This window comes from Pseudomonas sp. HT11 (assembly GCF_044875395.1).
In the GTDB taxonomy this organism is placed as follows: domain Bacteria; phylum Pseudomonadota; class Gammaproteobacteria; order Pseudomonadales; family Pseudomonadaceae; genus Aquipseudomonas.
Map to the genome: position 1 here is coordinate 4,596,264 of NZ_CP173217.1, position 12,838 is coordinate 4,609,101.

Annotated in this window: 8 protein-coding genes; 2 read left to right on the forward strand and 6 right to left on the reverse strand. The window is 58.0% G+C overall.

Translation table 11 applies throughout. The annotated features are described in order from the left end of the window. Positions 1 to 66: 66 nt before the first annotated feature. Together hrpA and aceK are read right to left on the reverse strand one after the other, a co-directional pair. The gene (gene hrpA / locus ABWL43_RS21250; RefSeq protein WP_404484146.1) at positions 67 to 3,978 is read right to left on the reverse strand and encodes an ATP-dependent RNA helicase HrpA; all 3,912 of its coding nucleotides are present in this window, start codon (positions 3,976 to 3,978) and stop codon (positions 67 to 69) included. Between the two features lie 70 nt (positions 3,979 to 4,048). Then, on the reverse strand, positions 4,049 to 5,764 hold the full coding sequence (gene aceK, locus ABWL43_RS21255) for a bifunctional isocitrate dehydrogenase kinase/phosphatase (RefSeq protein WP_404484149.1): 1,716 nt from the start codon (positions 5,762 to 5,764) through the stop codon (positions 4,049 to 4,051). 454 nt (positions 5,765 to 6,218) lie between these two features. On the opposite strand from aceK, the gene ABWL43_RS21260 reads away from it, so the two are divergent. Both ABWL43_RS21260 and ABWL43_RS21265 read left to right on the forward strand, forming a co-directional pair. After that, positions 6,219 to 7,781, forward strand: a complete 1,563-nt coding sequence (locus ABWL43_RS21260) for a methyl-accepting chemotaxis protein (protein WP_404488471.1) — start codon at positions 6,219 to 6,221, stop codon at positions 7,779 to 7,781. 64 nt (positions 7,782 to 7,845) lie between these two features. Then, complete coding sequence (locus tag ABWL43_RS21265) at positions 7,846 to 8,733, forward strand: DMT family transporter (protein WP_262208340.1); 888 nt, start codon at positions 7,846 to 7,848, stop codon at positions 8,731 to 8,733. 713 nt (positions 8,734 to 9,446) lie between these two features. On the opposite strand, the gene ABWL43_RS21270 is transcribed toward ABWL43_RS21265, so the two are convergent. The 4 genes from ABWL43_RS21270 to ABWL43_RS21285 are packed head-to-tail and all read right to left on the reverse strand — an operon-like array spanning position 9,447 to position 12,835. Beyond that, a complete protein-coding gene (locus ABWL43_RS21270) occupies positions 9,447 to 9,788 on the reverse strand; it encodes a GtrA family protein (RefSeq protein WP_262208573.1) in 342 nt (113 codons plus the stop codon). Between the two features lie 56 nt (positions 9,789 to 9,844). Continuing rightward, positions 9,845 to 10,795, reverse strand: a complete 951-nt coding sequence (locus ABWL43_RS21275; protein WP_262208341.1) for a WxcM-like domain-containing protein — start codon at positions 10,793 to 10,795, stop codon at positions 9,845 to 9,847. Further along, complete coding sequence (locus tag ABWL43_RS21280) at positions 10,782 to 11,732, reverse strand: glycosyltransferase family 2 protein (protein WP_262208574.1); 951 nt, start codon at positions 11,730 to 11,732, stop codon at positions 10,782 to 10,784. The genes ABWL43_RS21275 and ABWL43_RS21280 overlap by 14 nt, the downstream gene beginning before the upstream one ends. Then, the gene (locus ABWL43_RS21285; RefSeq protein ID WP_262208342.1) at positions 11,729 to 12,835 is read right to left on the reverse strand and encodes a DegT/DnrJ/EryC1/StrS aminotransferase family protein; all 1,107 of its coding nucleotides are present in this window, start codon (positions 12,833 to 12,835) and stop codon (positions 11,729 to 11,731) included. The genes ABWL43_RS21280 and ABWL43_RS21285 overlap by 4 nt, the downstream gene beginning before the upstream one ends. Positions 12,836 to 12,838 lie beyond the last annotated feature (3 nt).

Consider the following 12,838-nt stretch of genomic DNA (forward strand, 5'->3'; position numbering starts at 1 on the left):
GTGTCTGCATCGCAGGCAAGCCAGCTCCCACATGAGATCGGTTTTGCTCTGGAAGCCAAGAAAGCCTCAGGCTTCCACCTGGCTCCACTGCTTGCTCAAACGCTTATCGGAGATCGGCACTTTGGTGCCCAACTGCTGGGCAAACAACGACACGCGATATTCCTCTAACCACCAGCGATACAGCTCCAACTGAGGGTCGCGCTTGCCTTCCTGGGCGTGTTTGTTCAGGCGGTTCTGGTATTGGGCCCACAGGCCGCTCAGCTCAGTGCTCCACACCCGGTCTTTTTGCACCTGGCTGGGCAGTTTCTCCAGGCGCAGCTCAATGGCCTTGAGGAAACGCGGCAATTCCTTGAACCACTGCGCCGGGGTTTCCCGCACAAAGCCCGGATACACCAGGTTGCTCAACTGCTGCTTGATATCGTTCAAGGCCACCGCCTGGGCCAGGTCGATCTTGCCCTTGAAACGCTTTTGCAAGCCATGCCACAGCTTCAGCACTTCCAGCGTCAGGCGGGCCAGGCGCTCGGCGTGCTCGGTCCAGCTGCCGCGCTTGCGTTCGGCCAGGGCCGCCAAACCTGCACCGTCACGCGGCAAGCTGGCTTCGCCTTCCAGTACGCAGGTGTCGAGGCTGGCCAACAGAATGTCTTCCACCAGTGCGTCGATGCGCCCCAGTTCGCGGTACATCAGGCCCAATTCGGTCAGGCCAGGCAATTTGCCGCGCAGGAATTTGGCCGGCTCGGCCAATTGCTGCAGCAGCAGGCGCTGCAACGCGCGACGATGCTGGAACTCCGCCTCGGCGGCCGTCGAGAACCGCCCTTCCTTGACCGTGCCATTCTCTTCAACCAGCGCCGGGTAGACCGTCATCGACAGCCCGGCGATCTTTTGCTGAGTCTTCTCGGCCACCGCCGCAAACACCTTGGCTTGCACCGGCTCCTGGCTTTTCGCGGTTTGCGGCACGGCCAACGCGGCCTGGCTGGCCTCGGCAAAACGTGCGGTCAGCTCGGCCAGGTCTCGACCTTCGCCGAGGAACTTGCCCTGGCCGTCGACCACTTCCAGGTTCATCTTCAGGTGGTTTTCCACCTGCTGCGCCGCCTCGGCCCAGGCTTCATCGCTGACCCGTGCGCCGGTCATGCGCAGCAGTTCGCGCCCCAGCGCCTGGGGCAGCGAGCCCTGGCCGAATTCGATGCGTTGCAGCGCCGCCTTGACGAAATCCGGCACCGGTACGAAGTTTTTGCGCAGCGCCTTGGGCAGGTTGCGCACCAGGGCAATGCACTTGGCTTCGATCACTCCCGGCACCAGCCATTCCAGGCGTTCCGGCGGCAACGCCGGCAGCAGCGGCGCCGGCACGCGCAGGGTCACGCCGTCGCGTGGGTGATTGGGCTCAAAGTGGTAACTCAAGGCCAACTCCAGATCGCCCAGGTGCAAGGTGTCCGGATAATGCAGGGCCGTGACTTCACTGGCCTCGCGGGCCAGCACGTCTTCCTCGCGCATGATCAGCAGTTGCGGGTCTTTCTGGCTGTTGACCTTGTACCAGCTGTCGAACGTCGCGGTCTGGTGGATCTCCGCCGGCAAGCGCGCATCGTAGAAGGCGTACAGGGTTTCTTCGTCCGCCAGGATGTCGCGCCGGCGCGCCTTGGCCTCCAGTTCGTCGAGCTGCTCCAGCAGTTGCTGGTTGGCCGTCAGGCACTTGGCCCGCGACTGAATCTCGCCGCGCACCAGGCCTTCGCGGATAAACAGCTCGCGCGACACCACCGGGTCGATCGGCCCGTAATGCACCGGCCGGCGCCCAACCACAATCAGCCCGAACAAGGTGATCTGCTCAAACGCCACCACTTGGCCGCGCTTCTTCTCCCAATGCGGCTCGAAGTGGTTTTTCTTGATCAAGTGGCCGGCCAGCGGCTCGATCCAGTCGGCATCGATCTTCGCCACCATGCGCGCATACAGCTTGGTGGTTTCCACCAGTTCGGCGGTCATCAGCCACTGCGGGCGCTTCTTGCCGATGCCCGAGGACGGATGAATCCAGAAGCGCCGCTGACGCGCGCCGAGGTAATCGCCGTCTTCGGTCTTCTGGCCGATCTGGCTCAACAGGCCAGACAACACGGCCTTGTGCAGCTTGGCAAAGTCCGCCGGCTCTTTATTGACGGTCAACTGCATGTCGCGGCAAATCAGGCTGAGCTGGCGATGGGAGTCGCGCCACTCGCGCAGGCGCAGGTAATTCAGGAAGTTCTTGCGGCACCAGTTGCGCAACGGGCTGGCGGTCAATTCCTGGCGCTGTTCCTCAAAACCACGCCACAGGTTCACCAACCCGGCGAAGTCCGAATCCGGGTCCTTCCACTGGGCGTGAGCCTGGTCGGCCGCTTGCTGGCGTTCCGGCGGACGCTCGCGTGGGTCCTGAATCGACATGGCACTGGCGACAATCAGCACTTCCTGCAAACTGCCCAGCTTGGCGGCTTCGAGCAGCATGCGGCCCATGCGCGGGTCAACTGGCAGGCGCGCCAGTTGACGGCCCAGCGGCGTGAGCTGGCTGTTGCGGTCGACCGCCGAAAGCTCTTGCAGCAGGTTGAAACCGTCGCTGATGGCCTTGCCGTCCGGCGGCTCGATAAACGGGAAATCGGTGATTTCGCCGAGGCGCAAGTGCAGCATCTGCAGGATTACGGCGGCAAGGTTGGTGCGCAGAATTTCCGGGTCGGTGAATTCCGGACGGCCGATAAAATCCTCTTCGCTGTACAAGCGGATGCAAATACCCGGCTCGACTCGCCCGCAACGGCCTTTACGCTGGTTGGCGCTGGCCTGGGAAATCGCTTCGATCGGCAGGCGCTGCACCTTGGCGCGGTAGCTGTAACGGCTGATGCGCGCGGTGCCGCTGTCGATCACATACCGAATGCCCGGCACGGTCAGCGAGGTTTCCGCGACGTTGGTCGCCAGCACCACACGGCGGCCCGGGTGGGACTGGAAAATGCGCTGTTGTTCAGCCGGTGACAGGCGCGCATACAGCGGCAGAATTTCGGTGTGCTTGAGCTGGGCCTTGCGCAGCATCTCGGCGGCGTCACGAATCTCGCGCTCGCCCGGCAAGAACACCAGCACATCGCCAGGGCTGCGCCGCTCGCTGCGTTCATAGGCAGCAATTTCATCCAGGGTGGCGAGGATCGCCTGGTCGACGGTCAAGTCGTCCTCGACGCGGTTGCCCTCCTCGTCCTGCTCCAGGGTCAGCGGGCGATACCAGGTGTCCACCGGGAAGGTACGGCCCGAGACCTCGACAATCGGTGCATCGTCAAAGTGCTTGGAAAAACGCTCCAGGTCGATGGTCGCCGAGGTGATGATGACTTTCAGGTCGGGGCGACGCGGCAACAGGGTTTTCAGGTAGCCGAGCAGGAAGTCGATGTTCAGGCTGCGTTCGTGGGCTTCGTCGACGATGATCGTGTCGTAGCGTTCCAGGTAACGGTCGTTCTGGGTTTCCGCCAGCAGGATGCCGTCGGTCATCAACTTGATCAGGGTGTTGGCGTCACTCTGGTCTTCGAAACGCACCTGATAGCCGACCAGCGCGCCCAACGGCGTGGCCAGTTCTTCGGCGACGCGACTGGCGACGCTGCGCGCGGCGATTCGGCGCGGCTGGGTGTGGCCGATCAGGCCGTATTGGCCACGGCCGATTTCCAGGCAGATTTTCGGCAGTTGGGTGGTTTTACCCGAGCCGGTTTCACCGGCGATGATCAGCACCTGATGCTTTTGCAGCGCGTCTTTGATCTCGTCGCGCTTGGCGGCAATCGGCAGGCTATCGTCGTAGCGAATCACCGGCAGGCTGGCACGCCGCGCCGTGACCTGTGCGCAGGACGCCTGCATGCGCGTGACCCACTGCGCCAGCTTGTCCTCGTCGGGCTTCTTGCGCAGCTCGAGCAACTGGCGCCGCAAGCGGTGGCGGTCGGCGAGCATGGCGTGATCGAGGTTTTTCAGCAGTTGGTCGATAGCGGGCGCTTGGTCAGTCATCAGATGCGTTTGGGTCGTCTATTTATGCAGGGGCGGGATTGTCGCAGAAAACCGCCAACGCGCGCGCCCCTCATTCGTTATCACGGTCTTTGCGCCGGTACGGGAACACGTCGATGACCTTGCCGGCGCGAATCGCGTCCTGCAGGCCTTTCCAGTAGTCGGCGTTGTACAGCTCACCATGCAGCTCATCGAACAGCTTGCGCTGGCCGGCGTCGGCAAACAGGAACGGCGGGAATTCTTCGGGGAACACATCCAGCGGACCGATGGAGTACCAGGGCTCCGAGGCCATTTCGTCCTCGGGCGTGCGTGGTGCCGGAATGTGGCGAAAGTTGGCTTCGGTGAGAAAGCAGATTTCGTCGTAGTCATAGAACACCACGCGACCGTGGCGGGTGACGCCGAAGTTTTTCAGCAGCATGTCGCCGGGAAAGATGTTCGCCGCCGCCAGTTGCTTGATGGCCAGGCCGTAGTCCTCCAGGGCTTCACGCACCTGGGCGTCGTTGGCGTTGTCGAGGTAGAGGTTGAGTGGGGTCATGCGCCGTTCGGTCCAGCAGTGGCGGATCAGCACGGTGTCGCCTTCCACTTCGACGGTGCCCGCAGCGACTTCCAACAGCTCGGCCAGGCATTCTGGCTCGAACTTGCTCAAGGGGAAACGGAAATCGGCGAACCCCTGGGTGTCAGCCATGCGCCCCACGCGGTCGACGCTTTTGACCAGGCGATACTTCTCGATCACCGTGGCGCGGTTGACGTTTTTCGACGGTGAAAAACGGTCCTTGATGATCTTGAACACGGTGTTGAAGCCCGGCAGCGTGAACACGCTCATGACCATGCCACGCACGCCGGGCGCCATGATGAAGCGGTCATCGGTGGTGGCCAGGTGGTTGATCAGCGCGCGATAGAACTCCGACTTGCCGTGTTTGTAGAAACCGATTGAGGTGTACAGCTCGGCGATGTGCTTGCCAGGCAGGATGCGTTTGAGAAACCCGATGAATTCCGCGGGCACCGGCACATCGACCATGAAATACGAGCGCGTGAACGAGAAGATGATCGACACGTCGGCTTCGTCAGTGATCAGCGCGTCGATCTGAATGCCGCGCCCTTCGCGGTGCAGCAGCGGAATCACCAACGGCCATTGTTCGTCACGGGTGTAGATGCGTCCTACAAGGTAGGCGCCTTTATTGCGGTAGAGCACCGAGGAAAACAGCTCGACATTGAGGTCAGGATCTTTGCACACCCAGTCCGGCAAGTTCTCGCGCAGTTGCGCTTCGAGCCGGCGCAGGTCGGTCGCAAGGTCTGCGTAGGGTTCGCTGAACGCGTAATCGGCGAAGACCTGCGCCAACATCGCCGTCAGGTCGCCCGCCGGCTGATAAACGCGGGTTTGCGCCGCACGCGCACGGCGCAGGCTCGGCCGCGTGGTGTGGATGAACATGCAGGCGTCGCTGATCAGGTCATGACTGAACAGGCCGCAGAAGATCGAGTTGTACCAGGTCTCGGACAGCTCATCGTCAAAGCGCAGGTCGATCAGGCCGATGTACGCACGCTTCACCAGCGGCCACGCGTCCACTTCCAGCAGCGTGGCCTCGTCGAACTGGGCACGCAGGCGCGCCGTTACTTCAGCGACTTTCTCTTCATACAAGTTGATCCGCGCCGCCGAAGCCGCCTGCCCTTGCTGCCACTGGGCCTTCTCGAAACGTTCACGGGCGCCGTCAGTGATCTGGCGAAAGTGCTCACGGTAATCGTCGAAGCCCTCGAGGATCATGCGGGCGATGGCGAGGGCGGATGGCGACATGCGGGAAACCTCGAACGGGCATCTGGAAGCCCTGAGCTTAGCCAGTGAAACGAAGCAGGAGAAGGATGATTTTCCGGGCTTATTTGTACCCCTTCGCGCAGTTTGTACATTTACTTTCAATTTTCCCAACTCGACCAAGCGGTCAATAAACGTACCGAAAAGTCTCACCGCGCACGCCTGTAGCCCCACAAACGCATGGCCTGGCGCTGGCGCGAGAGAAAACCAGTGCTGTCGCCGATTCTCAGCACAGGTCACCGCCTCGATGCTCCGTAAGGGAAACCCTGATTACCACCTTGATGGCACTTTGATATATAGCGCCCCCCTTTTCCCACCCAAATCAGGTCCGAAGACCGGTCCGGGAACAGAAGCTAATCGCCTAAGGAGCACCAAGATGTCATTGAGGAATATGCGAATCGGTCTGCGCGCCAGTCTGAGTTTCGGGGTTTTGGCCGCCATGCTGGTGATTGTCGGCCTGTTTGGCCTGGGCCAGATGGCCAAGCTGCGGGAAAGCGCGCTGGTCATCGAAGCGTCATGGATGCCGAGCATCGAGAATATTCACGACAGTGCCGCCTATGTGGCCAATATCCGCCTTGAGGCCTTGCGCCTGGCGACCACCGACGAATCGCGGATTCGCGACAACAGCAAAAGCCTGATCACCCGCCAGAGTACTGAGCTGCAAACGCTGCTGACCCATCACGAAACCCTGACCAGCGGCGACGACGAAACCGCTCTGCTGAAAAAACTCAAAGGCGATGTGGCGACCTATCTCAGCATCGTCGGGCAGATGGTTGCCCTGGTGGACAAGGATCAACAGCAAGACGCCATCGACCTGCTGACCAGCCGGCTGGCACCCCAAGGTGCGGTCCTCAACAAAAGCCTGGAGGACATGATCACCTTCAATCAGAAAGGCGTCGAAGACGCGGCCGACGCGGCCGCGCAGATGTATTCCAGCGCGCAGTGGGTAGTCGGCCTGATCATCGTTTGCGCGTTGATCGCCACCTTGTTACTCGCCTGGCTGCTGACCCGCAGTATCACCGCCCCCCTCGGCCAGGCCCTGGTCGTGGCACGCACCATCGCCGGCGGCGATTTGAGCCAGCCTGTGGTGGTGAAAGGCACCGACGAACCGGCGCAATTGCTGACGGCCCTGGCCACCATGCAGGGCCAGCTGCGAACCACTATCCATGGCATCAGCGAATCGGCGCAGCAATTGGCCTCCGCCGCCGAGGAGATGAGCTCGGTGATGGAACAGAGCACCCGTGGCCTGCAGGCGCAAAACGATGAAATCGAACAGGCTGCGACCGCCGTCAACGAGATGAGCGCGGCCGTGGACGAAGTGGCGGGCAACGCGGTGTCCAGCGCCGAAGCGTCCAAGGCCTCCGATGAAGACAGCAAGCACGGCCACTACCAGATCAGCGAAACCATCAGTTCGATCCAGAACCTGGTGAACGAAGTGCTTGGCGCCTCGAACAAAGCCGAAGGCCTGGCCGTGCAGGCTCAGGACATCAGCAAAGTGCTTGAAGTGATCCGCGGCATCGCCGGGCAAACCAACCTGCTGGCCCTCAATGCCGCCATCGAAGCGGCGCGCGCAGGCGAAGCCGGCCGAGGCTTTGCGGTAGTGGCCGATGAGGTGCGCTCGCTGGCGCAACGCACCCAGGATTCCACCGAAGAAATCGAACAGATGATCACCGGTATCCAGCAAGGCACTCAGGACACCGTTGACGCCCTCAACAGCAGCGCCGAACACGCCGGCCAAACCCTGCAACGCGCCAACAGCGCCGGCAGCGCGCTGGAGAAAATCACCGCGGCCATCTCGCAGATCAGCGAGCGCAACCTGGTCATCGCCAGCGCCGCTGAGCAGCAGGCACTGGTGGCCCGTGACGTCGACCGTAGCCTGGTGAACATTCGCGACCTGTCCACCCAAACCGCCGCCGGCGCCACCCAGACCTCAGCCGCCAGCCAGGAACTGTCGCGCCTGGCCGTGGACCTCAACGGCATGGTGACGCGGTTTGTCCTGTAATTAGCGATTGTGTCGGCCAGGCCTCTAGGCAACACTCGCCGCCTAATTCAGTTAGGAGTGTTCCGTGAGACCTGTCGACACCCTGTATTTGCTGGGGCTGGCTGCCATCTGGGGCGCGAGCTTCCTGTTCATGCGCATCATCGCGCCGGAAATCGGCACCGTGCCGACCGCATTTTTTCGCGTGTCGATTGCCGCCGCCGGCTTGCTGGTGATACTCGCAGCGATGCGCGTCAACTGGGACTTCCAGGGCAAGTTCAAGACCGTGCTGCTGCTGGGCGTGATCAACTCCGGCATCCCCGCGACCATGTACTCGGTGGCCGCGCAGGTGCTGCCGGCCGGCTACTCGGCGATCTTCAACGCCACCACGCCATTGATGGGCGTGTTGATTGGCGGGTTGTTCTTCAGTGAACGCCTGACACCGTCGAAAATCGCCGGCGTCAGCCTGGGCCTGCTCGGCGTGGCCGTGCTGACGCGCGCCGGGCCGGTGGCGTTTGACCTGGAATTATTGATGGGCGCGCTGGCCTGCCTGTTGGCCACTACCTGCTACGGCTTCGCCGGGTTCCTCGCACGGCGTTGGCTGGACCAACGCGGCGGCCTGGACAGCCGACTCGCGGCGCTGGGAAGCATGCTCGGCGCCACTTTGTTTCTGCTGCCGTTTTTTGCCTACAGCGCGATCAGCCATCCGCCGGCGAGCTGGGGTGGCTGGCAGGTGTGGGCGTCACTGCTGGGGTTGGGACTGGTGTGCACGGCGTTTGCCTACATCCTGTACTTCCGCTTGCTGTCGTCCATTGGGCCGGTCAAGTCGATGACCGTGACCTTCATGATTCCGCCGTTTGGGGTGCTGTGGGGCGCGTTGTTGCTGGATGAGCCGCTGTCGATGGCGCATGTGTATGGCGGGGTGTTGATTGGGGGGGCGTTGTGGTTGGTGTTGCGGGTGGCGCGCGCTAAGTAACTCATGGGATCACTGCAAGCTTCGAAGGCAATGCGCCCTTAAGGATGTGAAAAGATATGCGTGGTATAGGATTCCATTTAAAGGCAATCGCGCATGGGTCACTCAAAAAACTTAACGTTAAAAATTAAGGGAGTAGTAATTCCTTTCTGATACTCGCCATTGATGGCATGCGAGCATGCACGCGAATACTTTCTACTACGCAAGGCCTATCTCGCCATTGGCTGATTATGAGAAGCGTGCGCACTCGTGTATATACTTGCGCCGCGAGAGCATATGCACATCTTCATTTAATGAGACGCTCATTCCAGCGGACGCAACGGAGACTATTAATCGCGCAAGCTTGGCCAGCAAACAGCTGGCTCACAATTGGGAATGAAGCTTCAAGCGCAAGCGACGGACCTACCATTCAAACAATAGTATTTTTGCTCACTCCTGTGCGTTATAACCCGAGACAGTAAAAAGTGCCGTGGGGCGACTTAGAATGGGATTTTATTTCGGTAAACCACTTGTACGGCAATGCTAGTCGTGTCCGCAAAAATTGTTGAGGGCTTCATACGCAGTGTATATACGATAGCAATTGCGCTTGCCGGCGAATGCCGATTTTGGAGAGACCAAGCTTTGTGTGCCCCTGCTGCGCAGGGGGTAGGGAGGTATCTGAGAGTCATCAAGACTGATAGCGCCCCGAATTGGTTGGCTACCAGGGCCAATCAACTCTAATCAGCTCGCTTCAGGAACAACAATTTAGACAGTATGAAAGTCATAGGCACCGTAATGGCTATAGCGATTAATGGAGCGAGACGATCATCAAAGCCGAGTTGCTCTACCCAGACCCAAAGAATCAATAGACTTACAACATATTGCGCCAAGTAAATCAGCGGAAACAATAGAATGGATTTGATACCGTTATGACTTTTGAAAACAAAAAATCGATTTAGAATATACGCAAGTAAAATACCGCTAATGTACGCTATCGTATAACTTGTTTTGTAAGGCACCACGTTCAAAAGAAGCAAATAAATTCCATATGTCAGGGCGGTATTGAAACCACCCGACACGAGGAATCTAGCAAAATCTTTTTTAAAGATTTTACCTAAAGCCCGCTGAGGACTTATCACGAATTAGCAACCAACGATTTAAACTCGTCATAGTTACGAATATAATCAGCTGAATCATAATAGTGCGAGGCAAATACCATCAACACCGCGTCGTGGGAGTAGCGATATTGAATACCCCACGTCATCGGAGGCAAGTAAATACCCTTGTTTGGTTTATCCAACACAAACTCCTCTCGGGTTTTTCCATCATCCGCGACCACATGAACCGAGCCTTTCACAGCAACCAAGAATTGGTGACAGATGCGATGAGCGTGTTCACCACGGGTTTCCGCAGTAGGCACATCGTAAACCAGAAAGTAACGCTCTGATTTAAACGGGACGGTGCGCTCAAATTCACCGGCAGATAAACTGCCGCGAATGTCTGCGACTTCAGTCATCGTATGCAACGTAACACCGCGAATGGACGTTTCGACTACACTTGGCGAAGCCGCTGCCTTGTCGGCAGCGTCCTGCTTGGCGCTGACAGGCTTTGCGTCAACGTACCCAATAATCTTCGCGGGGTTCCCTACAACTATGGCATTCGGTGGAATGGAGCGTGTCACGACCGCACCGGCGCCGACCATTGCATTAATGCCAACTGTCAGACCTGGCAGAATAGTGCAATTAGCACCAAGCGACGCACCCTTACGAATAATGGTGCGTGCAAACGCTTGTGGGTAAACCTTGCTACGTGGAAAAAGGTCATTGGTAAACGTTACATTGGGCCCAATGAATACGTCATCTTCGATAGTGATGCCATCCCATACTTGAACACCACATTTGAGCGTGACACGGTCACCAATGATTACATCGTTCTCGATGAATACGTTGTCGCATACGTTGCATTCTCCGCCCAGCTTGGCACCAGGCAAGACGTGCGCGAAAGCCCATATACGGGTGTCTTTACCGATATTTTCGGATTCACACAGCGCATGACTGTGGACGAAATAGTTCTTAGCGCTGCTCATTGTGATCTCCAAAATCTTCTACTCGCATTGGTATAGCCAATGGCCGATTTTTCGTATTTTCGTAGGTGCGCCATGCGTATGAGCCCACGATCCCCAACCCCAAGAGATTCAAACATCCCAGGAAAGTCAGAGTAAGCATAATCATCGCGTAACCGGGCACTTCGATCATGCCATTGAGCTTTGCCAACAACGTGAAAACGCCAAATATTGCTGCCAGCACAGATCCGAACGCGCCTACTCTGGTCAGCAACCGGATGGGCAAGTCGGTGAACGAAAACACGCTATCCATCAAGTAATTGACTTTTTTACGCAAAGTCCACGCGGACTTTCCGTGGATCCTCTCCTGACGCGAATACGTAACGACTTCTCGTCGGTAACCCAACCAGAAAATCTGTGCAATCAAAGAGCTGTGCCGCTCGTCCAGAGTCAGCAGTGTGTCTCTGAAAGCCTTATTACAGGCAAACATATCGACACCGCCTGGCGGTATTTCTGGGATGACATAACGACGATACAGCCCCCAAAAAATCCTCGATGCGGTACGGCTCGCCCAAGGATCCTGACGCCCTTCTCGCACACCGACAACAACATCAATGTCCTGGCGCAGTAGTACACGGTTCATTTGGAGCACCAATTCGGGGGGCTCTTGCAAGTCCGCAGCCATCACCGCAAATCGATCACCACTGCCGTTTTGCAACCCTGTACGGATCGCCATGAACGACCCAAAGTTTCTCGACAGCAGTACGAGCTTCGACTGGAAAGGCTGCGAAGGCAGTTTCTCTCGAAGTATCTCGTAGCAGCGATCCGGACTACCATCAACAACGAACACAACTTCTAGGTCGTTCTCAAGTTGTGCATTCAACCCGATAATGGCTTGCAGCAGATCCGGCAGATTGCTCTCGTTGCGATAAACGGGGATGACCAACGTCAGCAAGGTTATTGCTCCTTTGAAAAGTAAGCAGTGACTGCCTCAATGACGCGATCAACTTCTTTGTCTGTCAGGCCGGGGAAGCAAGGTAGCGAAATTACAGTCTCACAAGCGCGTTCCGTGACCTCCAGCGAACCCAGTTGATCGACTGCGTATGCAGGCTGTTTATGGTCTGCAATTGGATAATGGATATCTGTGCTGACCGATTTCTCTTTGAGCGATGCGGCAAACTCGGCTCTTGCTTTCACACGTACGACGTAAAGGTGAGCAACGTAATCTTCGTCAGTGGAATACGGCAATTGCATGTTGAGTGTGGCGAACGCCTCACTGTAACGCTTGGCAATGGAGCGACGAGCCTCGTTCCATGCGTCCAAGTGTGGAAGCTTCACACGTAGAATCGCGGCCTGCATTTCATCCAGCCGACTATTACGCCCACCCGGAATCGACACTTGGTACTTTTGTGTCCAACCATACTGCCGCAACTGACGGATACGCTTGGCGAGCTCGTCGTCATTGGTGACAACTGCACCACCATCTCCTAGTGCGCCTAGGTTTTTGGTAGGGTAAAAGCTGAAACATGCAATGGTGCCGAAACTGCCCGCCTGCTTACCATTACGGCGAGCACCATGTGATTGGGCGCAGTCTTCTAATACAGGTACACCGGCAGCGGAGGCAATACGAACAATCTCTTCGATGTTCGCAAGCTGACCATACAGGTGAGTCACAATTACAGCTGACGGCTTGCTCTCAATGACTGCCGCAAGCGCCTTGGTGCAGATCGTGAGGGTGTCTGAATCGACATCAACGTAAAGTGGCTCTGCGCCCACCGCGTAGATAGCTGTGCTCCCGTAAAAACCGGCATTGGCTACAGCAACCACTCGGTCACCACTCTCAACACCTAGCCCCTTAAGCGCAAGCTCCAACGCATCAGACCCGTTAGCAACGCTGACGCAGTGATTGACACCTACATAGTTTGCGAACTCTTCTTCAAACAATTTTACTTCGTTTCCAAGCACGTACCAATGGCTATCCAGAACACTGCTAATGGCAGTGATAAAGTCTAGCCGAGCATTTACAACCGCAGCAGAAAAAAGTGGTATTTGACTAAAGGACATACT